The organism is Pseudomonas sp. LB3P93, from assembly GCF_054898025.1.
Window position 1 is genome coordinate 6,151,226 of sequence record NZ_CM142713.1, and the last position, 22,091, is coordinate 6,173,316.

The 22,091-nt window shown below is 60.4% G+C and carries 19 protein-coding genes; 4 read left to right on the top strand and 15 right to left on the bottom strand.

What is annotated here, in order from left to right:
* Window positions 1-33: 33 nt before the first annotated feature.
* From ACYZT8_RS28200 to ACYZT8_RS28215, 4 genes are all read right to left on the bottom strand, one after another.
* Window positions 34-1,758 (bottom strand): putative 2-aminoethylphosphonate ABC transporter permease subunit, encoded by a 1,725-nt coding sequence (locus ACYZT8_RS28200; RefSeq protein WP_461977592.1) that lies wholly within the window; start codon window positions 1,756-1,758, stop codon window positions 34-36.
* Window positions 1,758-2,834 (bottom strand): putative 2-aminoethylphosphonate ABC transporter ATP-binding protein, encoded by a 1,077-nt coding sequence (locus ACYZT8_RS28205; RefSeq protein ID WP_461977594.1) that lies wholly within the window; start codon window positions 2,832-2,834, stop codon window positions 1,758-1,760. The genes ACYZT8_RS28200 and ACYZT8_RS28205 overlap by 1 nt, the downstream gene beginning before the upstream one ends.
* Before the next feature lie 223 nt (window positions 2,835-3,057).
* The gene (locus ACYZT8_RS28210) at window positions 3,058-3,921 is read right to left on the bottom strand and encodes a LysR family transcriptional regulator (RefSeq protein ID WP_461977596.1); all 864 of its coding nucleotides are present in this window, start codon (window positions 3,919-3,921) and stop codon (window positions 3,058-3,060) included.
* A gap of 15 nt (window positions 3,922-3,936) precedes the next feature.
* A complete protein-coding gene (locus tag ACYZT8_RS28215; protein ID WP_461977598.1) occupies window positions 3,937-6,228 on the bottom strand; it encodes a heavy metal translocating P-type ATPase in 2,292 nt (763 codons plus the stop codon).
* 85 nt (window positions 6,229-6,313) lie between these two features.
* Between ACYZT8_RS28215 and cadR the strand changes: the two genes are divergently transcribed.
* The gene (cadR, locus tag ACYZT8_RS28220) at window positions 6,314-6,763 is read left to right on the top strand and encodes a Cd(II)/Pb(II)-responsive transcriptional regulator (RefSeq protein WP_461977600.1); all 450 of its coding nucleotides are present in this window, start codon (window positions 6,314-6,316) and stop codon (window positions 6,761-6,763) included.
* Between the two features lie 105 nt (window positions 6,764-6,868).
* Here the strand turns inward: cadR and ACYZT8_RS28225 are convergent, their stop codons facing one another.
* The 5 genes from ACYZT8_RS28225 to ACYZT8_RS28245 form a co-directional block, all read right to left on the bottom strand.
* A complete protein-coding gene (locus ACYZT8_RS28225; protein ID WP_461977602.1) occupies window positions 6,869-8,137 on the bottom strand; it encodes an IS110 family RNA-guided transposase in 1,269 nt (422 codons plus the stop codon).
* Between the two features lie 350 nt (window positions 8,138-8,487).
* Window positions 8,488-9,318 carry a hypothetical protein gene (locus ACYZT8_RS28230; RefSeq protein WP_461977604.1) on the bottom strand — a complete coding sequence of 277 codons (831 nt, stop codon included), beginning with the start codon at window positions 9,316-9,318 and terminating at the stop codon, window positions 8,488-8,490.
* Window positions 9,319-9,468: 150 nt separating this feature from the next.
* On the bottom strand, window positions 9,469-10,440 hold the full coding sequence (locus tag ACYZT8_RS28235) for a thymidylate synthase (protein WP_461977606.1): 972 nt from the start codon (window positions 10,438-10,440) through the stop codon (window positions 9,469-9,471).
* Between the two features lie 48 nt (window positions 10,441-10,488).
* Window positions 10,489-11,301 (bottom strand): prolipoprotein diacylglyceryl transferase, encoded by an 813-nt coding sequence (gene lgt / locus ACYZT8_RS28240; RefSeq protein ID WP_109635668.1) that lies wholly within the window; start codon window positions 11,299-11,301, stop codon window positions 10,489-10,491.
* Between the two features lie 74 nt (window positions 11,302-11,375).
* Window positions 11,376-12,158 (bottom strand): sulfite exporter TauE/SafE family protein, encoded by a 783-nt coding sequence (locus ACYZT8_RS28245; RefSeq protein WP_461977608.1) that lies wholly within the window; start codon window positions 12,156-12,158, stop codon window positions 11,376-11,378.
* Between the two features lie 134 nt (window positions 12,159-12,292).
* Here ACYZT8_RS28245 and ACYZT8_RS28250 point away from each other — a divergent pair, with 134 nt between their 5' ends.
* Entirely contained in the window at window positions 12,293-13,039 is a 747-nt protein-coding gene (locus ACYZT8_RS28250) for an NRDE family protein (protein WP_461977610.1), read from the top strand.
* 123 nt (window positions 13,040-13,162) lie between these two features.
* Here ACYZT8_RS28250 and ptsP read toward each other — a convergent pair whose 3' ends face one another.
* Window positions 13,163-15,442, bottom strand: coding sequence for a phosphoenolpyruvate--protein phosphotransferase (gene ptsP / locus ACYZT8_RS28255; protein WP_461977612.1), 2,280 nt, complete (start codon window positions 15,440-15,442; stop codon window positions 13,163-13,165).
* Between the two features lie 22 nt (window positions 15,443-15,464).
* Window positions 15,465-15,944 carry an RNA pyrophosphohydrolase gene (locus ACYZT8_RS28260; RefSeq protein WP_007945562.1) on the bottom strand — a complete coding sequence of 160 codons (480 nt, stop codon included), beginning with the start codon at window positions 15,942-15,944 and terminating at the stop codon, window positions 15,465-15,467.
* 143 nt (window positions 15,945-16,087) lie between these two features.
* Here ACYZT8_RS28260 and ACYZT8_RS28265 point away from each other — a divergent pair, with 143 nt between their 5' ends.
* Entirely contained in the window at window positions 16,088-16,744 is a 657-nt protein-coding gene (locus ACYZT8_RS28265; RefSeq protein WP_461977614.1) for a histidinol-phosphatase, read from the top strand.
* Window positions 16,745-16,861: 117 nt separating this feature from the next.
* Here ACYZT8_RS28265 and ACYZT8_RS28270 read toward each other — a convergent pair whose 3' ends face one another.
* Together ACYZT8_RS28270 and ilvA are read right to left on the bottom strand one after the other, a co-directional pair.
* Complete coding sequence (locus ACYZT8_RS28270) at window positions 16,862-17,287, bottom strand: DUF2269 domain-containing protein (RefSeq protein WP_461977616.1); 426 nt, start codon at window positions 17,285-17,287, stop codon at window positions 16,862-16,864.
* A gap of 39 nt (window positions 17,288-17,326) precedes the next feature.
* Window positions 17,327-18,841, bottom strand: coding sequence for a threonine ammonia-lyase, biosynthetic (ilvA, locus tag ACYZT8_RS28275; RefSeq protein ID WP_461977618.1), 1,515 nt, complete (start codon window positions 18,839-18,841; stop codon window positions 17,327-17,329).
* Between the two features lie 315 nt (window positions 18,842-19,156).
* Between ilvA and rpiA the strand changes: the two genes are divergently transcribed.
* Window positions 19,157-19,831 carry a ribose-5-phosphate isomerase RpiA gene (gene rpiA, locus ACYZT8_RS28280; protein WP_461977620.1) on the top strand — a complete coding sequence of 225 codons (675 nt, stop codon included), beginning with the start codon at window positions 19,157-19,159 and terminating at the stop codon, window positions 19,829-19,831.
* Window positions 19,832-19,954: 123 nt separating this feature from the next.
* On the opposite strand, the gene ACYZT8_RS28285 is transcribed toward rpiA, so the two are convergent.
* Window positions 19,955-20,872: an SdiA-regulated domain-containing protein gene (locus tag ACYZT8_RS28285; RefSeq protein ID WP_461977622.1), complete on the bottom strand. Its 918-nt coding sequence runs from the start codon at window positions 20,870-20,872 to the stop codon at window positions 19,955-19,957.
* A 105-nt stretch (window positions 20,873-20,977) separates the two neighbouring features.
* Window positions 20,978-21,907 (bottom strand): SdiA-regulated domain-containing protein, encoded by a 930-nt coding sequence (locus ACYZT8_RS28290; RefSeq protein WP_461977624.1) that lies wholly within the window; start codon window positions 21,905-21,907, stop codon window positions 20,978-20,980.
* Between the last annotated feature and the right edge of the window lie 184 nt (window positions 21,908-22,091).

Below are 22,091 nucleotides of genomic sequence, written 5' to 3' on the forward strand. Positions count from 1 at the left end.
TCGGTTTCCTGTCTTGTGAGTTGAGGGTGTGAATCAGTGGCCAGGCGCGGTCTGCCGCCAGGCCTGGGAGCGGCGCAGCAAACCGCGCGAAGCCCAGGCCAGCAGCAGGGACACGCCCGCCGAGGTGAACAGAATCAGGGTCGACATCGCCGCCGCGCCGCCGACATTGCCGGCGTCATCCATGTTCAGCACCGCCACCGCCGCGAGGATGGTGTCGGGGCTGTAGAGGAAGATCGCCGCCGAAACGGTGGTCATCGCCGAGACGAACAGGTAGCGCACGATGTCCAGCAACGCCGGCAGGCAGATCGGCACGGTGACCCGCAGGTAGTGCCGATACAGCGGCGCCTTGAGCGACAGCGCGGCGGCTTCGAACTCGGCGTCGAGTTGACGCAACGCCGTGGTCGCCGTCATTTGCGCGGTGGTCAAATAGTGAGCAATCGTGCAGACCACCAGCAGGGTCATGGTTCCGTAGAGCACATGCAGCGGGTTGCCGGTGAGGTTGAAGAAGAAGACATAACCCAGGCCCAGCACCAGACCCGGCACCGCCATCGGTACGAAACTGAGCATGCGCAGGGTCAGGTTCAGTCCGCGCTGGCCTTTGGTTTTTTCCATCAGGTAGGCGCCGGTGAAGATCAGCACGCTGCCGATCAACGCTGTGCACAAAGCCATCTTCACGCTGTTGCCGTAGGCCAGCCAGCCGCCGCCCGCCGTGTCGTTGAACTGGTAGTGGTTGAGCGACAGCGACAGGTTGTACGGCCAGAATTTCACCAGCGAGGAGAACACCGCCATGCCGAACACCAGCAGCAACACCGCGCAGATCAGCAGCACGATGGCCAGGTAGCAGCCGTCCCGCAGCTTCGACGGAGCCGGTTGAAACACCTGGGCCCGGCCGCTCATGGAGTCGCCATGACGCCGACGCAACCAGGCATCGACCGCAAAACTGAACAGCGCCGGCAGCAACAGCACCATGCCGATCAACGCGCCGCGACCGAACTGTTGCTGACCGACCACAGCCTTGTAGGCTTCCAGCGCCAGCACTTGATAGTCGCCACCGACCACCACGGGCACGCCGAAGTCGGTGATGGTCAGGGTGAAGACCAGACAGAACGCCGCGAACACCGCCTGACGGGTCGCCGGCCAGGTGATGCTGCGAAAGGCTTTCGCGGGGCTGGCACCCATGCTGGAAGCGGCATCGAACAGTCGCGCATCCGCCAGGGAAAGCGCCGACAGAAGAATCATCAGTGCGTGTGGGAAGGTGTAGATGACCTCGCCGAGGACAATGCCCCAGAAGCCGTAAATATTGTCCGAGAGCAAACCGCGCAACATGCCTTGGTTGCCGAACAGATACACCAGCGCAATGCCCGGCAACATCGACGGCGCCATCAGCGGCAACAACGACATCCCGCGCCAGATACCTTTGCCGGGGATCAACGTGCGTTGCAGCGCGTAGGCAAACAGATAAGCCAGCGGTACGACTATCGCCGCAACGCTGAGGGAAACTTTCAGGCTATTGCCGAGCAACCAATGGAAGTTCGCACTGGTCACCAGTTCGCGAGCCGCGACCAGACCACCGCCCTGCCCCGCTTCAGAACTGAAGCCACGCCAGAAGATCGCCAGCAACGGCATCAACACCGCGATGCCGAGCAGCACCAGTAAAAGGACTTTGCCGCCGACCACGAACACCCGGTCGCCGATCTCGGCACGGGAGGTCTGCCGAACCTGCTTGTGCGGTATCGGCAGCGCGATGTTCGCGCTCATCAGGCAAACACCTGCAGGCTGCGCGGTGGCAAGGCGACCATGATCTGCTGCGCGCCAAGACGCGGCATCGCTTCCGGCGCGAGTTCCGCCAGCAATGCGTGGCCGGGCAGTTGATCGAGTTCGAAGCTCATGCGGCAACGGTTGCCGAGGAAGGTGATCTCGCGGACCTTGGCCGGGAACAGGTTTTCTTCATGCACCAGCGGGTTGACGTTGATCGCTTCCGGGCGGCAGAACAGACGGCCGGACGTGGTTTTAGCGCTGCCATCCGCCAGGCGCATGCTCATCCCGCCGACCTGGGCGTGGCTGTCGCTGCTGCGGCTGAAGGGCAGCCAGTTGCCCTGGCCGACAAACTCCGCCACAAACGGTGTCGCCGGGCGGTCGTAGATTTCCTGCGGCGTGGCGTACTGCTCGACCTTGCCGTTGTTCATCACGGCGATGCGGTCGGCCATCAACATGGCCTCGTCCTGATTGTGGGTGACCATCAGCGTGGTGATGCCGAGGTTGCGCTGCAGTTGACGCAGTTCGGTGCATAGATGTTCGCGAACGCGGGCGTCGAGGGCCGACATCGGTTCGTCGAGCAGCAACAACGAAGGCGCTGGCGCCAATGCCCGCGCCAGTGCGACACGTTGCTGTTGGCCGCCGGAGAGTTGGCCGGGGTACTTTTTCTCGCTGCCGATCAGACCGACCAGCTCCAGCATCTGACCCACGCGCTTGCGCACTTCATCGCGACCACTGCCGGCGAGGCCGTAGGCAATGTTCGCTTCGACGGTGAGATTGGGGAACAGCGCGTAGGACTGGAAGAGAATGCCGTAGTCCCGCGCCTGGGGTGCCAGGTGCGAAACGTCGCGATCGCCGAGGTACAACTCGCCGCTGTCTTGTTTCTCCAGACCGGCGATGCAGCGCAGCAAGGTGGTCTTGCCACAGCCCGACGGGCCCAGCAGGCACACCAGCTCACCGGCCGCCACGTCGAGGGAAACATTATCCAGCGCGGTGAAAGCGCCAAAGCGTTTCTGCACGCCGCGCACTTTCATCGGGGCGCCGGGGTTGGTCAGGGCAGTTGCGATCGAGTGGTTCATGGACGGGCCTCATCAAGCAGATGAAGCCATCCTAGGGATGTAATGCGTACGTCATGTGGCAGTGAGGCAAAAATGGCTGATAGTGGTATTCAAGGATTTGGGTCCACCGCCGATCGTTCCCACGCTCCGCGTGGGAATGTAGCCCGGGACGCTCCGCGTCCCATCAAGAGCCGAACGCGGAGCGTCCGTTGAAGCATTCCCACGCGGAGCGTGGGAACGATCATTACGCCGGGGCCATTTCCTGCGCCAATCCCAGAAACGCCGCCGGCAGCCGCGCGCCTTTGCGTTCCTTGAGGCAGTACAAATACTCGGGAATCTGCGGCGCATTCTCAATCGTCAGCACGCGCAGTTGTGGATCATGCGGCACTTCCTGCCGGGCGATGATGCTGATGCCGATGTTGCGCAGCACCGCCTCACGAATCGATTCACGGCTGCCTATCTCCAGCAACGGCCCGAAACTCACCCCGGCGCTGGCCAACAATTCTTCGGTCAATCGCCGAGTGGTCGAGCCCGACTCACGCATCAACAGCGTATGCCCGGCCAGCGCACTGAGCGACACATGATCGTGTACCGCCAGCGGATGATTGCGATGCACCGCCAACACCAGCGGATCGCTGCCGAGCACCCGACGAATCAGCCGCGCATCGTCGAGCAACTGCGAGGACGCCGCGACGTCGACCCGGTAATCCTCCAGCGCCTCCAGCACCTGCTGGGAGTTGCCGATTTCCACCGAAACCTCCACCTGCGGCAGGCGCTCGCGGAAGGTCTTCACCAGATCGAGGATGTAATACGGCGCCGTGGCGGCGATGCGCAACGTGCCCTGGACCTGGCCGCTGTTGCGCAGGAAAAACTCGATGTCGGCTTCCTGCTGCAACAACGCCTTGACCATCGGCAGCAGCCGCGCGCCTTCCTCGCTGACACTGAGGCGGCGGCCGCCACGGTAGAACAGTTCAACGGAGTACTGACTTTCCAGATTGCGGATCTGCGTGGTCACCGTGGGCTGACTCAGGCCGAGCTTTTTCGCCGCCAGGGTAATGCTGCCCAGACGGGCAACCATGTAAAACGCCTTCAGCTCGGCACTCAGCACACCCGTCCCTCTCGCTTACTTGCGCAGCAGGCGCAAACCGTTGAACACCACCAACAGGCTCACGCCCATATCGGCGAACACCGCCATCCACATGGTGGCGATCCCGGCGAAGGTTACCCCAAGAAAGATAGCCTTGATGACCAAAGCGAGCGCGATGTTCTGTTTGAGGATGCGCGACGTCTGCCGCGACAGGCGGATGAATGCAGGGATCTTGCGCAGATCGTCGTCCATCAGGGCGACATCGGCGGACTCGATGGCGGTATCGGTGCCGGCGGCGGCCATGGCGAAACCGATCTCGGCCCGGGCCAGTGCTGGCGCATCGTTGATGCCGTCGCCGACCATGCCGACGTTATGCCCCTGTGCATAAAGGGCTTCGATGGCTTGCAACTTGTCGGTCGGCAGCAGATCGCCCTTGGCCTCGTCGATGCCGACTTGCGCGGCAATCGCTTGGGCGGTGTGGACGTTGTCGCCGGTCAGCATCAGGGTTTTGATGCCCAGGTCGTGCAGTTGCTGGATCGCTTCGCGGCTGGACTCTTTGACCGTGTCCGCCACGGCGAACAGCGCCAGCGGGCCGGATGTGTCGAGCAACAGCACCACGGATTTGCCCTGTTTTTCCAGTGCAAACAGCTTTTCCTCCAGTTCGGGCGAGCAAAGGTTCAGCTCTTCTACCAAGCGGTGATTGCCCAGATGGTAGACCTGACCGTTGATTTCGCCGCGTACGCCGCGGCCGGCCAGCGCCTCAAAGTTATCCACAACCAGCGGTGCCACTTGTTTATCCACAGCCGCATTGGCGATGGCCAGCGACACCGGGTGATCCGATCGCCCGGCCAGTGCCGCTGCAATCGCCGGGGCGGTTGCGTCAGCGGTTGGATCAAGCGACAAATAATCGGTCTGCACCGGTTTGCCGTGAGTAATGGTGCCGGTCTTGTCCAGGGCCAGGTAATCGAGCTTGTAACCGCCCTCCAGATAAACACCGCCCTTCACCAAAATGCCTTTGCGCGCCGCCGCCGCGAGGCCGCTGACGATGGTCACCGGGGTGGAAATCACCAAGGCGCATGGGCAAGCGACCACCAGCAACACCAGCGCCCGGTAGATCCAGTCAAACCAGACGGCGCCCATGAACAGCGGCGGAATCACTGCAACGGCCACAGCCAGCAGGAACACCACCGGGGTATAGATTTTCGAGAACTGATCGACGAAGCGCTGGGTCGGCGCCCGTGCGCCTTGGGCCTGTTCCACGGCATGGATGATCCGCGCCAGAGTCGAATTGTTGGCCGCGGCGGTCACGGTGTATTCCAGCGATCCCGCCTGATTGATGGTGCCGGCGAAGACTTTATCGCCCACAGTCTTCTCGATCGGCAGGCTTTCGCCGGTGATCGGTGCCTGATCGATGGTCGAACTGCCCGACACCACTTCGCCGTCCAGGCCAATCCGCTCGCCGGGACGTACCCGCACTCTCGCGCCGAGCTCAATGGTTTTGACGTCTTGCTCGACCCAACTGCCGTCGGCTTGCTGCACCGTGGCCTGTTCCGGGGTCATCTGCATCAGGCCGCCAATGGCGTTGCGCGCCCGGTCCAGCGACTTGGCTTCGATCAACTCGGCCACGGTGAACAGGAACATCACCATCGCCGCTTCCGGCCATTGGCCGATCAGAACAGCGCCGGTCACCGCGATGCTCATCAGCGCGTTGATGTTCAGGTTGAGGTTCTTGAGCGCGATCCAGCCTTTCTTGTACGTGGTGAGGCCGCCACTGAGGATCGAAATCAGCGCGATGATTGCCACCACCCACGTCGGTGCGGCGTTGGTGAAGTGGATAACTTCCGCAGCCAGCGCACCCACGCCGGACAGCGCCAGGGGCCACCAGTGCTTTTTCTCGGGTATTGGAGCGGGCGCTTCGGTGCCTTGCTCCATCGGTTCGGCCACCATGCCCAGGGACTTGATCGCCTCGATAATCGGCGCCGTGCTCGGCAGGTCATGGGTCACGCCCAGTACCCGATTGATCAGGTTGAATTCCAGTTGCTGCACACCCGCCAGCTTGCCCAGTTTGTTCTGGATCAGCGTCTGCTCGGTCGGGCAATCCATGGCGTCGATGCGAAAACTGCTCAGCCGTGCGCCGTCGGTCGGCTTGTCGCTCAACTTGATCAGCGATGGCGCTGCCGCTTTTGAGGAACAGCAAGAGTCCCCGTGGCCGCCATGCTCGTGTTTCTGCACAGGTTGCAGCTTGTGGCTGTGATCGTGATCGTGATCGTGATCGTGATCGTGATCGTGATCAGCCTCGGGTTTGTGGGTGTGAAGGGAATCGCTCATTAGGTTGCGTCCATGAAGGTGCCTGTTGCCAAGTAAAGACCCTGTAGCCACTATAGGGTCAAGCACCCTTTTGGAGATTGTCGCGATGAAGATCGGAGAACTGGCCAAACTGACCGACTGCGCCGTGGAAACCATCCGCTACTACGAGCGCGAAAACCTGCTGCCGGAACCGGCCCGCAGCGACGGCAACTACCGCCTCTACACCCAGGCCCACGCTGAGCGCCTGACCTTCATCCGCAATTGCCGCACCCTCGACATGACGCTGGAGGAAATCCGCAGCCTGCTGTCCTTGCGCGACAGCCCGCAGGATCAGTGCGAAAGCGTGAATGCGCTGATCGACGAGCACATTCATCACGTGAAGGCGCGGATTGATGGGCTGATGGCGTTGCAGGTGCAACTGCTCGACCTGCGCCAACGCTGTGGCGAGGGGCCGGAGATTGACCAGTGCGGGATTTTGCAGCGGTTGGAAGTGAGCGGCGGGGTTGTGGCGACAGAAGTGGAGCATTCCCACGTTGGCCGCAGTCACGGCCACTAAACACACCGCAAAACCAAATGTGGGAGTGAGCCTGCTCGCGATGAGGCCGTCACATTCAACATCGATGTTGACTGTAAGACCGCCATCACGCCCTGAGCCTTTCCGTCAACGCGATTTTGCTGTGTTCAGCTCGCTGGTCAACGGCGAGCCGTGCCGGAGCAAGGCCTGTAAATAAACCTTTTCGTCGTACACGGTGCTGGTCTTCCAGCACCGATAAACGATCCGGATCCACTTGAACGCCAAGGCCCTGAGGGCGGCTTGGTAAGAGCAGCCTTTGGCCCTTTGCTGGCGATAATAAGCTTCTGCCCACACCGATTGATTGATGCTGTGTGCAGCCCACTCAACAAAGGTCTGGCGCAAAAAAGTTGCGCATTGATAGCGCCAATGAACGACTTTTTTCTTGCCGCTACGTTCGGTAACCGGTGCGATCCCGGCGTATCGCTGCATCGAACTGGCATCCTTGAAGCGATCTCGCTGCTCACCAAAAGCCACCATCAACCGTGGCGCAAGCTGCTGCCCCGCGCCGGGCAAGGCCTGGAAGAGGCGGTAGTCAGCCAGGGTATTGGCGGTTTTTTCGATCTCCAGATCAAAGTCTTTGATCGCCGTGATGACCCCTTTCAGTTGCGAGACCAGGGCCAGCACATACAGCGCTGAAGGACTGACCACGCCTGGATCTTCAGTCAACGGCATGGCTTTGGTGATCAACGCCAAACGCTGCTGATTGAGTTCAGCATGGCGAACATTATGCGCGTGAAGGAACTTCAAAACGCTGGCCGGCCGAGCGCGCTTAAGCACTTCAAATGTCGACCAGCGCGCCAAAAACTCACAGAAAACCAGCGTGTCATGGTCATGAAACAGCTCAAGAGCCAACGGATAATACTGTTTGAGCATGCAGACCAGACGGTTGCTGATCTTGACCCGGTCATCGACCAGCCCACGGCGATGTTCGGTCAGACTGGCGAGCGAACGCATGGCGGAGCTTTGCTGGACCAGTTGAGGAAACCGTTCTGGGTGATTCAGCAACAGCTCAAGCGCCCATTGAGCATCCGTTGGATCATCCTTGGCGCCACTGGGGACGAAGGTTTTACGGTGCCGGGCCAAGGTGCTCGGATTGATCGGAAAGATACAAAAAAACTCATATTTTTGCAGAGCCGCTATCAGTGGCCCTTTGTTCAGCTCCACGGCGACCGCGATCGGGCCACCGTAACGTTGATGCAGCGACTTGGCCCAGCGATCAATCGACTCGGGCTTGTGGTCGATGACCTCGAAACTCCGCTGAGCCTCTCCAGTTATCTGCAAACAGATGTCGTGCTTGGCATCTGCCCAATCAATTCCGATATAAGCAGTGAACCTCTGAGACAGGAGCGTTTGCATGGAACACCTCCACAGGCGCTAAAGTACATGCAGGGACATGCATGCTTGCGTCCAGCGAAGGCGATATAGAGAGCCGTGTCGGGCTTTCCCTGAGAATTCGTTAGAGGGCGCAAGCGCACCTGTGGGCTCGAAGGTGATGGCGTAATCATCGAGTGCTTCGCGAGCATATTCGTAGCCCGCAGGTGCATGTTCCTTCCTCGCCGACAGCGAACTTCCAGCGAAGTCAGTATGGAAGAGAAAGGAACGGACTACCTATATCGCGAGCAGGCTCGCTCCCACAGGGTCTGTGGTCGTTCTTTCGACCGCCATCGGCGCGGGGTGCTGTTTACGAGCATCGCCATACTAATCGACTAGACCAGTTTGAACTCCAGGGTGCCTCGGGGCCCCATGCCGTAACTGATGCCCGGAACCATGCCCGAACCCAGGAAAAGGCTGCAGAACAGATGAACCGACTCACCCCGATGGCCCTGATAGACAGAAGGCTCAATCCGAAACCCGGTGGGTGAATCGGGACTGACCGTCAACTTGCGCTGATAGTCCCGCCAGGCTCCGCCCGACCCGCCATTCGCGCTACTTTTCCAGGACACTTCAATGGCGTTGTTTGTTCGCAGGTTTTTAATCGTTGGAATGATTAGAAAAACGCCATCGGGGTATTGATCAATCTCCAGAACACCCTCCGAGACACCCTCAATAGCAATAGGTCCGGTTTGAATCAGTGCCGGGGCGAACGTCATGAACAACGATGCGGAAGGTAGCGTGATTGCCCCCCTTTCGATCACAAAAATCACCTCGACCCGGTCTCCTTCAAACTGCCTGGCCGTTTCATCGGGAACAGTAAAATGCAATGAGGTGAAGCTCACTGCCGGCTGGGATAGCGACCGGTAACAGTTCCCGGTCCCGCCAAACGCCTGCCATTGCACATGAACCTGATCGCCGATCTGAAATTCCCTATCGTTTACGGGTACGACCACACGCAGTGAATCGACGAAGATAGGTGCGCCGGTGAAAATCTCCATGGGCACCACGCACCCCCATGGATCCAGGCTCGGAATGAAATGAAAGAGCCCCGACTGGCTTTCACAGCCAATGAGCGGCACTCCTGTTAACCCGGTGCTCAGAAGCTTCGTGCCGAAATGTTTCTCCGAAAAGCCGACAGTTCCACCGGCCGCAGTGTTTTTCATGACAAGGCTCCAGAAACAAAAAAAGGGTGTTGCTGACCACGGCCTGATGGCCTCGTGATCAGTCAAACACCCTCTCATTTGTTCGCCTACTGTCAGAAATGACAGTCAGGTAGAACCTTTTCTAATAAAAAAGCCCTACCCGCCAAACGATCAGACAGCCATCGGCGCGGTCATCGGCGCATGGTGCTGATACCCCTCAAGCGAGAAATCACCCGGCTCGATCAACTCCAGCCACTCCGGCTGGTAAACACCGGTCTTGGCAAACTCCGGCACACGATCACTGATCACCAGTTTCGGCATCGGGAACGGCTCGCGCGTGAGCTGTTCGTTGAGCATGTCCAGATGGTTCTCGTAGACGTGGGCATCGCCGATGAAATAGGTGAACCAGCGCGGCGTGTAACCGGTGAGGCGACCGATCAGGCTCAGCAGCGCGGCGCCTTCGGTGAGGTTGAACGGCGTGCCCAGGCCCAGGTCGTTGGAGCGGATGTAGAGGGTCAGGGAAATTTCCTTGGTCTCGACATTCGGGTGGAACTGGTACAGCAGGTGGCACGGCGGCAAGGCCATTTCATCGAGCTGCGCGACATTCCAGCCGTGGAACAGGATCCGGCGGCTGCCCGGGTCCTTGATGATGGTGTCCACGCACTGGCGGATCTGGTCGATCGCCTTGTACAGAACGACGTAGGCCTGCCCGTCTTCTTCGCCTTCGGCGATCTGACGATAACCCTGGCTCAGGGTCTGCTCGATGGCGGCTTTATTGCTGATCGGAATCTGCTTGTACGCTGGCCATTTGCGCCATTGCACACCGTAGATTTCGCCGAGGTCGTCTTCACCCTGACGAAACGGGTTGGCCAGCCACTGCGCGTTTTCGTTGGCGTTCTGGTCCCAGACCTTGCAGCCCAGGGCACGGAATTCGGCGGCGTTGTTCACCCCACGCAGGAAACCGCACATCTCGCCGATGGCCGATTTGAAGGCCATCTTGCGCGTGGTGATCGCCGGGAAACCTTCTTTCAGGTCATAACGCAGCATCGCGCCCGGAAAGCTGATGGTGTTCACGCCGGTGCGGTTGGCCTGTTTGGTGCCGTTCTTGATGACGTGGGCGACCAGTTCGAGATATTGCTTCATGAGTTACCTGTGTCCTTGAACCCGGGGTCGTCACCCCGGGGTTCGAATTTATACAGCGGCCGCCGGAGTCGCCGGGGCGCGGTGATACGCCAGCCATATCAGGAACAGCCCGCCGACGATCATCGGTACGCACAGTACCTGGCCCATGGTCAGCCAGTTCCAGGCCAGATAGCCCAGTTGCGCGTCCGGTACACGGACGAATTCCACAATGAAACGGAAGATGCCGTAGAACAGGGCAAACATCCCGGACACCGCCATGGTCGGCCGCGGCTTGCGTGAGAACAGCCAGAGAATGGCGAACAGCGCCACGCCTTCCAGGGCGAACTGATACAGCTGCGAGGGGTGACGCGGCAGCTGCGCCGGGTCGCTGAACGGCGGGAAGATCATGGCCCACGGCACGTCGGTCGCCTTGCCCCACAACTCGGCGTTGATGAAGTTGCCGATACGCCCGGCGCCCAGGCCGATCGGCACCATCGGCGCGACAAAGTCCATCAGCTGGAAGAACGACTTGTTGTTCTTCTTGCCGAACCACAACGCCGCCAGCATCACGCCGATGAAGCCGCCATGGAACGACATGCCGCCCTTCCAGACTTCGAAAATCAGCGTCGGGTTGGCCAGGTAAGCGTGCAGATCGTAAAACAGCACATAGCCCAGGCGTCCGCCGACGATAACGCCCATCGACATCCAGAAGACCATGTCGGAGAGCTTCTCCTTGGTCCAGGTCGGGTCGAAGCGGTTGAGCCGGCGCGATGCCAGCAGCCAGGCGCCGCCGATGCCGATCAGGTACATCAGACCGTACCAGTGGATTTTCAGCGGACCGATGGCCAGGGCCACCGGGTCGATCTGCGGGTAAGGCAGCATTGCGACTCCTTGTTAAGTTGAAACCAGAATTCCCGGGCGACGCTGCCACCTCAGGATTAAGCCAGCATTGCGAGCTAGAGCAAGAAGCTCAGGCCTACGCAGAACAGCAAAGCGGCGAACAGCCTTTTCAGCAACTTCGGCGACAGCCTGTGGGCCAGTCGTGCGCCGATGCGAGCGAAAAACATGCTGGTCAGGGCAATCCCCAGCAGCGCCGGCAAATAAATAAAACCGAGACTATGGGCCGGCAGCAAGGGATCGTGCCAGCCCAGAATCATGAAACTTAATGCACTGGCCAAGGCGATGGGCAGACCGCAGGCCGAAGAAGTCGCCACCGCTTGCTGCATCGGCACGCTGCGCCAGGTCAGGAACGGCACGGTCAACGAGCCGCCGCCAATCCCGAAAATCGCCGAGGCCCAGCCAATCACACTGCCGGCCACGGTGAGCCCGAGTTTGCCGGGCACCGTTCGGCTGGCCTTGGGTTTGACGTCCAGCGCCAGTTGCACGGCGATGATCAGCGCAAACACACCGATGACTTTCTGCAGGTTCGGGCCGGAGATCGCTTCGGCCGTCAGCGCACCGAAACCGGCGCCCATCAGAATGCCAACGGTCATCCACACGAATATCGGCCAACGCACCGCGCCGCGACGCTGATGCTCGCGGACCGCATTGACCGACGTAAAGATGATCGTCGCCAGGGACGTGCCGACCGCCAGGTGGGTCAGGATCGAAGCGTCAAAGCCCTGCAAGGTGAAACTGAACACCAGCACCGGGACGATGATGATCCCGCCACCAACCCCGAACAGCCCGGCCAGCACGCCTGCGCAGGCGCCCAGCGCCAGATAGAGCAGAAATTCCATGGACGATCCCAATGCTTAGCCAAAACCGGAGCGGCATGGTAACGGATGCGTGGCCTCAGGCTCCACTGCGGATGGCAATGGATCGACAGGCGACGACTGCGTAGAGTGAGCAAAAAACACACAAGGACCACCTTATGTGCCTGATTGTTTTTGCCTGGCGACCGGGCCACGCCCAGCCGCTGATCGTGGCGGCCAACCGCGACGAATTTTATGCCCGACCCAGTCTGCCCTTGGCGCAATGGCCCGAAGCGCCTCAAGTCCATGCCGGTCGCGACCTGGAGGCCGGCGGCACCTGGCTCGGAATCGGGGCCAATGGGCGCTTCGCTGCGCTGACCAATATTCGTGATCCGCATCAGCCACCGTCGCGAAAATCCCGAGGTGAGCTGGTGGCAGGTTTTCTCTTGGGCGACATGCCAATTGATGATTACTTAAGCGACGTTGTCCGACGATCGCTGGAATATGCTGGATTTAACCTGCTGATCGGTAATGCAAACGAACTGTGGCACTTCAATGCGCGGGCGTCTGAGGCAGTGATGCTGCCACCCGGGGTGTATGGGTTGTCGAACGCCGGGCTGGACACGCCGTGGCCGAAACTGCTCAAGGCGCGGGCGGCGCTGGAGGAAGTGCTGGAGGATCCGCAGCCAGAGGCGTTACTGGCGCTGTTGAATGATCCGCAGACGGCGCCGTTTGCCGAGTTGCCGGATACCGGGGTGGGGTTGGCGACCGAGACGTTGTTGTCGAGTGTGTTTATTGCCAGTCCCACGTACGGGACGCGGGCGAGTACGGCGCTGATTGTTCAGGCGGATGGCACACGGCATATGGTCGAAAGGAGTTTCGGGCCGTATGGGGGGCATTTGGGGGAGGTGGAGATAAAGATCTGACAGTCTGGCAATAAATTGTGGCGAGGGAGCTTGCTCCCGCTGGGCTGCGAAGCGGCCCCAAAAAATGGGACTGCTACGCAGTCCAGCGGGAGCAAGCTCCCTCGCCACAGGGCCATCAGCGTTTTAGAGGGCTTTGACCGCAGCCGGATTGACCATCTTCGCCAACCCGAGGTTCTTCAGCGCCAGTTGCAGCGAGCTGTGGATAACTTGCGGGTTGTCGATGGTCATCAGCTCGGCCAGCAATTCCTTGGCCTTGCTCAGGTTGATCTGACGCAGCATCCACTTCACTTTCGGCAGGTTGGTGGCGTTCATCGACAGGCTGTCGAAGCCCATCGCCATCAACAACACCGCAGCCGCCGGATCACCAGCCATTTCGCCGCAGATACTCACAGGCTTGCCTTCGGCATGGGCATCGCGCACCACGTTCTGCAACGCTTGCAGCACTGCCGGGTGCAGGTAGTCGTAAAGGTCGGCGACACGCGGGTTGTTCCGGTCCACCGCCAGCAGGTACTGGGTCAGGTCGTTGGAGCCGACCGACAGGAAGTCCACTTGCCGCGCCAGTTCCTTGGTCTGATAAACAGCCGCCGGAATCTCGATCATCACGCCAATCGGCGGCATCGGCACGTCGGTGCCTTCGTCGCGCACCTCGCCCCAGGCCCGGTGAATCAGGTGCAGGGCTTCTTCGAGTTCGTGGGTGCCGGAGATCATCGGCAGCAGAATCCGCAGGTTGTTCAGGCCTTCGCTGGCCTTGAGCATGGCGCGGGTCTGCACCAGGAAGATTTCCGGGTGGTCGAGGGTGACGCGAATGCCGCGCCAGCCGAGGAACGGGTTGTCTTCCTTGATCGGGAAGTACGACAGCGACTTGTCGCCGCCGATGTCCAGGCTGCGCATGGTCACCGGTTGCGGATGGAACGCGGCGAGTTGCTCGCGGTAGATCGCCAGCTGCTCCTTTTCGCTCGGGAACCTCTGGTTGATCATGAACGGCACTTCGGTGCGGTACAGACCGACGCCCTCGGCGCCACGCTTCTGGGCGCGTGCAACGTCCGCCAGCAGGCCGGTGTTGACCCACAGCGGCATGCGATGGCCATCGAGGGTCACGCATGGCAGGTCGCGCAGGGTATCAAGACCGAGCGCCAGTTGTTTCTCTTCTTCCACCACCTCGGCGAACTGCTTGCGCAGCACATCGCTGGGGTTGGTGTAGACCTCGCCGCGATTGCCATCGACGATCAATTCGATGCCGTCGACCTTGGCATACGGCAGGTCGACCAGGCCCATCACCGTCGGAATGCCCATCGCCCGAGCGAGGATCGCGACGTGGGAGTTGCCTGAGCCGAGGACCGAAACCAGACCAACCAGCGTGCCTTCCGGTACCTCGCCAAGCATCGCCGGCGTCAGCTCTTCGCTGACCAGAATGGTTTTTTCCGGGTAGACCAGATTCTGCTGGCGCTCTTCCTGCAAGTAGGCGAGCAAGCGGCGACCAAGGTCCTTGACGTCCGAGGCGCGCTCACGCAGGTAGGCGTCGTCCATCAATTCAAAACGGTTGACGTGTTCAGTGACCACCTGGCGCAACGCGCCCTGGGCCCACTGACCGGTCTTGATCACCGTGGTCACTTCGTTGCCCAGCGCCTCGTCGGCGAGCATCATCAGGTAGACGTCGAACAAGGCCCGCTCTTCAGGGCGCAGCTGCGAGGCCAATTTGGCGGACAAGGCGCGCATGTCGGCGCGCACGCCTTCGATGGCGGTCTTGAACAGGCCGAGCTCGGCCTCGATGTCGGTGATGGTCTTGTCGGGCACCACGTCCAGATCGGCTGGCGGCAGCATGACCACTGCGGTACCGACCGCCGCACCCGGCGAGCCCGGTACGCCGACGAACTTGGCTTCCTGGATGCCTTTGCCCTGACGGCCCAGGCCACGGATCGAACCGGTGGCTTCGGCGTGGGCGATTACACCGGCAAGCTGCGCGCTCATGGTCACGAGGAAGGCTTCTTCACCTTCATCGAACTGACGGCGTTCTTTTTGCTGAATGACCAACACGCCGACGACGCGGCGGTGGTGAATGATCGGCGCCCCAAGGAAGGAGGCGTAGCGTTCTTCACCGGTCTCGGCGAAGTAACGGTAGCGCGGGTGATCCGCGGCGTTTTCGAGGTTCAGGGGTTCTTCACGCGTGCCGACCAGGCCGACCAGACCTTCGTTGGGCGCCATGCTGACTTTGCCGATCGAGCGCTTGTTCAAGCCCTCGGTGGCCATCAGCACGAAGCGGTTGGTCTCAGGGTCAAGCAGGTAGACCGAGCAGACCTGGCTGCCCATGGCCTCTTTGACGCGCAACACAATAATCCCCAACGCCGCCTTGAGATCCTTGGCGGAGTTAACTTCCTGGACGATCTTGCGCAGCGTATTGAGCATGGCTCGGGGTCGAACTCCGTCGTCAGTCGCGCGTTAAAAGGCGCGGGGCAAGCTCTTTGAGAGCGCGTCGATACACCTCGCGCTTGAATGTCACCACCTGGCCCAACGGATACCAATAACTGACCCAGCGCCAGCCATCGAACTCCGGTTTACCGGTCAAATCCATCCGCACCCGCTGCTCGTTGGAGATCAGGCGCAGGAGAAACCATTTCTGTTTCTGGCCGATGCACAGCGGTTGGCTGTGCGTCCTGACCAGACGTTGCGGCAAACGATAGCGCAACCAGCCCCGGGTGCAGGCGAGAATTTCAACATCTTCGCGCTCAAGACCCACTTCTTCGTTCAACTCGCGATACAAGGCGTCTTCCGGCGTCTCCTGGGGGTTGATCCCGCCCTGTGGAAACTGCCAGGCATCTTGATTGATACGGCGAGCCCATAGCACCTGTCCGGCATCATTCGTGAGAATGATCCCGACATTGGGGCGGAAACCATCGGGGTCGATCACGGCAACAACCTCGCAAACGCATGTCGCCGCATTGTTCCACAAAGGTTGTGAAGGCAGCAACGAGCCGACCTACCTTATGTGCACTCTTGTGAAAAGTCCGTATTCTGGACGCCTTTCTACAGACTTTTCAGCGAGTAACTGCAATGCGGCTGGCTTTATTCGACTTGGACAACACGCTTTTGGGCGGCGACAGTGACCACGCCTGGGGCGATTACCTGTGCGAACGCGGCTTCCTCGACGCCGTCGCCTACAAGGCACGCAACGACGAGTTTTATCAGGACTACCTGGCCGGCAAGCTGGATAACGACGCCTATCTGAACTTCTGCCTGGAAGTCCTCGGCCGCACCGAAATGGCCACGCTGGGTCAGTGGCACAGCGATTACATGCGCGATTGCATCGAACCGATTGTGTTGCCCAAGGGACTTGAGCTGCTAAAGAAGCACCGCGATGCCGGCGACAAACTGGTGATCATCACTGCGACCAACCGGTTCGTCACAGGCCCCATTGCCGAGCGTTTGGGCGTTGAAACCCTGATCGCCACCGAGTGCGAGATGGTCGATGGCCGATATACCGGACGCAGCACCGATGTTCCGTGCTTCCGTGAAGGCAAGGTCACGCGGTTGAATCGTTGGCTGGAAGAGACCGGGTATTCGCTGGAAGACAGTTACTTCTATAGCGACTCGATGAATGATTTGCCGCTGCTGGAGCAGGTGGCGAATCCGGTGGCGGTTGATCCTGATCCGAATCTGCGCGCCGAAGCCGAGAAGCGTGGTTGGCCGGTAATGTCGTTGCGCGACTGATATCGCCTGTAGCAGCTGCCGAGGTACGAGGCTGCGTTGCGGTCCGCAGGACCGCCCATGGGGCCGCTTCGCAGCCCATCGCAGCCTTGTACCTCGGCAGCTGCTACAGATTCTGCGTTAAACAGGCTTGGCGCCCATCAATCCCGCAATCGCGACAAAACAAACAAAGCTGAACAGTGCGAGGGCAAAGGTGAACTTACCGCTGCCTCCCGGCGCAGTGCGCAACTTGTTAAGCCGCACCAACAACCAAAACCACCCCAACGCCGCCACGGTGTAAAGCACACTCGACGCCAGCAACCAGGTCTGCCCCAGCGGCCAACCCACCAGATGCACCATCCACCAGCCGGTGAACGGCATGCTCAGCAACGCCAGGCCCATCAACAGCCAGACAAACACTCGTGGCCGCTGTAGCGTGCGTGCTGCAGCAGTCGCATCGCCACTACGCCGCGTTTGCCAAACCCATATCCCCAGGCCCAGCGCACAGCCCAACAATATGGCCGTCGCCGCAGTGTGCGCCATTTTCAGGGCGGTTAACGTTTCCATGGTTCGATTTCCTTATAGCCTGCCCATCAGAGTAGCCGCTCAGCCAAGAAACAGCTGATAGGCCGGGTTGTCGCTTTCGTCCCAGTACGGGTAACCGATTTCTTCCAGCGCAGCCGGCACCAGATGACGTTCGTCGTGAGGCACTTGCAGCCCCGCGACCACGCGACCATCCGCGGCGCCGTGGTTGCGGTAGTGGAACATCGAGATGTTCCAGCGCCCGCCGAGCTTGTTGAGGAAGTTGAACAGCGCACCCGGACGCTCCGGGAATTCGAAACGCAGAATCACTTCATCGACCACGTGAGCCGCACGACCGCCCACCATGTGGCGAATGTGCAACTTGGCCAGTTCGTTATCGGTCAGGTCCAGCACCGGGAATCCCTGCTCGCCGAGGCTGGCAATCAGCGCACTGCGCGGGTCGGTTTCCGGATGCGTCTGCACGCCAACGAAGATGTGCGCTTCGCTGCCGGTGTTGTAGCGGTAGTTGAATTCGGTGATCTGGCGCTTGCCGATGGCTTCGCAGAACGCCTTGAAGCTGCCCGGCTTCTCGGGGATGGTCACGGCGATAATCGCCTCACGACCTTCGCCCAGTTCGGCGCGCTCGGCGACGTGGCGCAGGCGGTCGAAGTTGACGTTTGCTCCCGAGTCGATGGCCACAAAGGTGTGCCCGGTGACGCCATTCTGTTCGACGTATTTCTTGATCCCGGCCACGCCCAGGGCGCCGGCAGGTTCAGTGATCGAGCGGGTATCGTCGTAGATGTCCTTGATCGCGGCGCAGATTTCGTCGGTGCTGACGGTGATGACGTCATCGACGTAGTCTTTGCAGATGTCGAAGGTGTGCTGACCGATCTGCGCCACCGCCACGCCGTCGGCGAATAGACCCACGGTCGGCAACACCACGCGCTCGCCCGCCGCCATGGCCGCTTGCAGGCAGTTGGAATCGTCCGGCTCGACGCCGATGATTTTGATTTCCGGGCGCAGGTATTTCACATACGCCGCGATCCCGGCGATCAGGCCGCCGCCGCCCACCGGGACGAAAATCGCATCCAGACGCCCGGGGTGCTGGCGCAGAATCTCCATGGCCACGGTGCCCTGCCCGGCAATGGTGTGGGGATCGTCGTAAGGGTGGATGTAGACGTAGCCTTTTTCGTCGACCAGTTTCAGCGAGTAGGCCAGGGCTTCCGGGAACGAATCACCGTGCAGCACCACTTTGCCGCCGCGCGAACGTACGCCTTCGACCTTGATTTCCGGGGTGGTCTTGGGCATCACGATGGTGGCCTTCACACCCAACACCTTGGCCGCCAGGGCCAGGCCCTGCGCGTGGTTGCCCGCCGACGCGGTGACCACGCCACGAGCGCGCTCTTCATCGCTCAACTGCGTCAGCTTGTTGTAGGCGCCGCGAATCTTGAACGAGAACACCGGCTGCAAGTCTTCGCGCTTGAGCCAAATACTGTTGCCCAGCCGCTCGGAGAGCTGGCGGGCAGTCTGCAATGGGGTTTCTACGGCAACGTCGTAAACGCGCGAGGTGAGGATCTTTTTGACGTACTGTTCGAGCATCGGAAAGCATCACTGAGCGGGTTGGGCAGGGTCAAGGAGTCTAACCCGGCTTTCGGGCGGGCGACCACACTAAACAGGTGGTTTTAGACACCATCGAACCCTTGTGGCGAGGGAGCTTGCTCCCGCTGGAGCGCGAAGCGGTCCCCTGCATTCTTTCGGACATACAGTGCAAACAGGTTTTGCGACTGCTGCGCAGCCGAGCGGGAGCAAGCTCCCTCGCCACAAAAGCAACCTGCCAATCGGGCAATGACCTTCCCCGCCCCGAAGCCTATAATGCCGGCCTTTCGTTCCCTCCTTCGGCACCTCGGAGCCCGCATGACCCAGGATCAACTCAAACAGGCAGTGGCTCAGGCCGCCGTCGACTTCATCCTCCCGAAACTCGACGACAAGAGCATCGTCGGGGTCGGCACCGGCTCCACCGCCAACTGCTTCATCGACGCGCTGGCCAAGCACAAAGGCGCGTTCGATGGCGCGGTCGCCAGTTCCGAAGCCACCGCCGCCCGCCTCAAGGGCCATGGCATTCCGGTGTATGAGCTGAACACCGTCAGCGACCTGGAGTTCTACGTCGATGGCGCCGATGAAAGCGACGCGCACCTGAACCTGATCAAGGGCGGCGGCGCGGCCCTGACCCGCGAGAAGATTGTCGCGGCCGTGGCCAAGACCTTCATCTGCATCGCCGATGGCAGCAAACTGGTGCCGGTACTTGGTGCGTTCCCGCTGCCGGTCGAAGTGATCCCGATGGCCCGCAGCCACGTGGCCCGCGAGCTGGTGAAGCTGGGCGGCGACCCGGTTTACCGTGAAGGCGTGCTGACCGACAACGGCAACATCATCCTCGACGTGTTCAACATGCAGATCACCAACCCGGTTGAGCTGGAGACGCAGATCAACGCGATTGTCGGCGTGGTCACCAATGGCTTGTTCGCGGCGCGTCCGGCGGATTTGCTGTTGTTGGGTACTAGTGAAGGCGTGAAAACCCTGCGCGCTCAGTAAGAAATACGCCACCCCTTGTAGGAGCCGGCTTGCTGGCGATGAGGACTTAACATTCAACATCCATGTTGGCTGTTAAACCGCTATCGCCAGCAAGCCGGCTCCTACAGGAGGTTGGGGTGTTGATTAGGGTTGCGGTGGTTTTTTGAAGACGTAGAACAGGTTCGGCTCGCTCACCAGGTACATGGTGCCGTCGTCATCCATGGCGATGCCTTCCGCTTGCGGCACGGTCTTCTGCAACCCCTGACGACCTTTGCTCAATGACATGGTACTCAGCGGTCGCCCGTCCACATCCAGTTCCAGAATCAGCCGCGACTCGTCGGACAGTGCCAGCAAATGACCGCTGCGCTCGTCGTATTGCAGGCTCGACAGGTCCCGCACAAACATCCCGGCATCGCGCTTGGGGTTGTTGACCACGTGCACCGCGTAGGATTTCTCCGGGTTGTAATGTGGGAAGCCCTGCACTTCGTAGATCAGCATCGGGTCGCGCTCCTTGGCGACAAACAGACGCTTGCCCACCGAATCGTAGGCCAATCCTTCGAAACCCTTGTTGCCGCTCATGTGCACGCCGAGGGTCATCTGCTCGGCATCCGCCGCATCGAGGAACGTGGTGTCCTTCTCCAGATGAATCTTGATCAGCCGTTGCTCGCGTTCGTCGGTGATCACATAAGTGTCGGCGCTGATGAACTCCACCGCCTCCGGATCACCGAAGCCAACCAGCGAAATGCGTCGAATGATCCGCCCGTCCAGCGACAGCTCGATCAGCTCGGCGTTTTTATTGGTGACGGTGAACAGGCTTTTGCGCACCGGATCGAAGGTCAGCGCCGACACATCGTCGTTCAGTCCGTCGATGACCCGGGCTTCGATCTCCACCCGGTATTGATCCAGACCGATGGACTCGCTGCTGAGCGGTTGCCAGAGGGTGTTCAGGTTGAACCAGGCGCGCTCGAACAGACGCATGTATTGGCCGACCGCAACCAGTGCGGTCAGTGCAATCACTGTCAGGATCAGAATGAGGGGTTTGGGACGGACAAGTCGGCGCATTCAGGCGAGCTCGGAAACAGAAACAGGCGGATGAAATATCACGCCTGTATGAATTCAAGCTTAATGGCCAGTTGCCTTGGACCACAACTGCTGGATTCGGGGCGCCTATTTCTGCTTTTCGAAACGGTAAAACAGGTTCGGCTCACTCACCATGTACAGGTTGCCTGCATCGTCCATGGTCACGCCTTCGGCACGCGGAATGGTCTTCTTCAGGCCGTTGAAGCCGCCCAGCAAGGTCATGAAGCTGACCTGCTCGCCCTTCTCATCCAACTCCAGCAGCAAGTGGGAATCGGCAGACAGCACAAGGGTGTGGCCAGTGCGCGGATCGATGGCCAGCCCCGACAGGTTGCGGATGTCCAGTTCGTCATTGGCGAGTTTCTGCTTGTCACCCTTGAGGATCTGACTGCCGTCGCTTTTCCAGCTGAACAGCGCCGGCGGGCGCTCCTCACCCAGCAGCAGTTGCTGGTTGCGCGGGTCATAGGCGATGGCTTCGAAGGCCTTGTTCTGGTCTTTCGAAGGGCCGAGGTCGTATTTTGGGAAGTTATCGCGGTTCAGTTCGCGAGTCTCGGCATCGACCTTGACGATGGAGAGCATGTGCTCACGCTCATCGACGATGGCCAGCAGGCCGTTGCCCATCACGGTCACGCCTTCCGGGTTGCTCCAGCCCACCAGCGGCATCTTGCGCAAGACGTCGCCCTGCAAGGTCAGCTCAACGAGGAACGGGTTTTTGCCCATGACCGAAAACAGGGTTTTGGTTTGCGGGTCGTAGGCCAGGTCCGATGCTTCGTCCTTCTCCATGCCCGGCAGCAGCTTGGCGTCGATCACCGCGCGGTAATCCGGCAGCCAGATACTTTCCTGACGCTCGGCCGGGCTTTCAAAACGCTCATGCAGCCAGAGCACACCGCGATCATCCCAATGCATCGCAAAGGCGAGGCCATAAGCGGCGGCAGCCACCAGCAAAAGCCAGGAATACCAACGCATGACAAAGCGCGAGCGGCGGGCAGTTTTGACAGTGGGTAGCGGTCGGGTGGCCATTCAGGAAGCGTTCCAGAAATTCAGGCTATGGGTAATAGCACAATTGGGACCGGCTCAGACGCCAGAATCCGCGGAATTATCCAGACAAGATGTGAAAAAAACGGGAAATGGCGGGATTGCCCTACACAGTGATCGTTCCCACGCTCTGCGTGGGAATGCCGCCCTGGACGCTCCGCGTCCGCTT

What these genes read in the sequence shown, in the direction of transcription:
- ACYZT8_RS28200 (WP_461977592.1), bottom strand. Translation starts at nt 1,758, where the DNA reads ATGAGCGCGAACATCGCGCTGCCGATACCGCACAAGCAGGTTCGGCAG.
- ACYZT8_RS28205 (WP_461977594.1), bottom strand. Translation starts at nt 2,834, where the DNA reads ATGAACCACTCGATCGCAACTGCCCTGACCAACCCCGGCGCCCCGATG.
- ACYZT8_RS28215 (WP_461977598.1), bottom strand. Translation starts at nt 6,228, where the DNA reads ATGAGCGATTCCCTTCACACCCACAAACCCGAGGCTGATCACGATCAC.
- cadR (WP_461977600.1), top strand. Translation starts at nt 6,314, where the DNA reads ATGAAGATCGGAGAACTGGCCAAACTGACCGACTGCGCCGTGGAAACC.
- ACYZT8_RS28225 (WP_461977602.1), bottom strand. Translation starts at nt 8,137, where the DNA reads ATGCAAACGCTCCTGTCTCAGAGGTTCACTGCTTATATCGGAATTGAT.
- ACYZT8_RS28230 (WP_461977604.1), bottom strand. Translation starts at nt 9,318, where the DNA reads ATGAAAAACACTGCGGCCGGTGGAACTGTCGGCTTTTCGGAGAAACAT.
- ACYZT8_RS28235 (WP_461977606.1), bottom strand. Translation starts at nt 10,440, where the DNA reads ATGAAGCAATATCTCGAACTGGTCGCCCACGTCATCAAGAACGGCACC.
- lgt (WP_109635668.1), bottom strand. Translation starts at nt 11,301, where the DNA reads ATGCTGCCTTACCCGCAGATCGACCCGGTGGCCCTGGCCATCGGTCCG.
- ACYZT8_RS28245 (WP_461977608.1), bottom strand. Translation starts at nt 12,158, where the DNA reads ATGGAATTTCTGCTCTATCTGGCGCTGGGCGCCTGCGCAGGCGTGCTG.
- ACYZT8_RS28250 (WP_461977610.1), top strand. Translation starts at nt 12,293, where the DNA reads ATGTGCCTGATTGTTTTTGCCTGGCGACCGGGCCACGCCCAGCCGCTG.
- ptsP (WP_461977612.1), bottom strand. Translation starts at nt 15,442, where the DNA reads ATGCTCAATACGCTGCGCAAGATCGTCCAGGAAGTTAACTCCGCCAAG.
- ACYZT8_RS28265 (WP_461977614.1), top strand. Translation starts at nt 16,088, where the DNA reads ATGCGGCTGGCTTTATTCGACTTGGACAACACGCTTTTGGGCGGCGAC.
- ACYZT8_RS28270 (WP_461977616.1), bottom strand. Translation starts at nt 17,287, where the DNA reads ATGGAAACGTTAACCGCCCTGAAAATGGCGCACACTGCGGCGACGGCC.
- ilvA (WP_461977618.1), bottom strand. Translation starts at nt 18,841, where the DNA reads ATGCTCGAACAGTACGTCAAAAAGATCCTCACCTCGCGCGTTTACGAC.
- rpiA (WP_461977620.1), top strand. Translation starts at nt 19,157, where the DNA reads ATGACCCAGGATCAACTCAAACAGGCAGTGGCTCAGGCCGCCGTCGAC.
- ACYZT8_RS28285 (WP_461977622.1), bottom strand. Translation starts at nt 20,872, where the DNA reads ATGCGCCGACTTGTCCGTCCCAAACCCCTCATTCTGATCCTGACAGTG.
- ACYZT8_RS28290 (WP_461977624.1), bottom strand. Translation starts at nt 21,907, where the DNA reads ATGGCCACCCGACCGCTACCCACTGTCAAAACTGCCCGCCGCTCGCGC.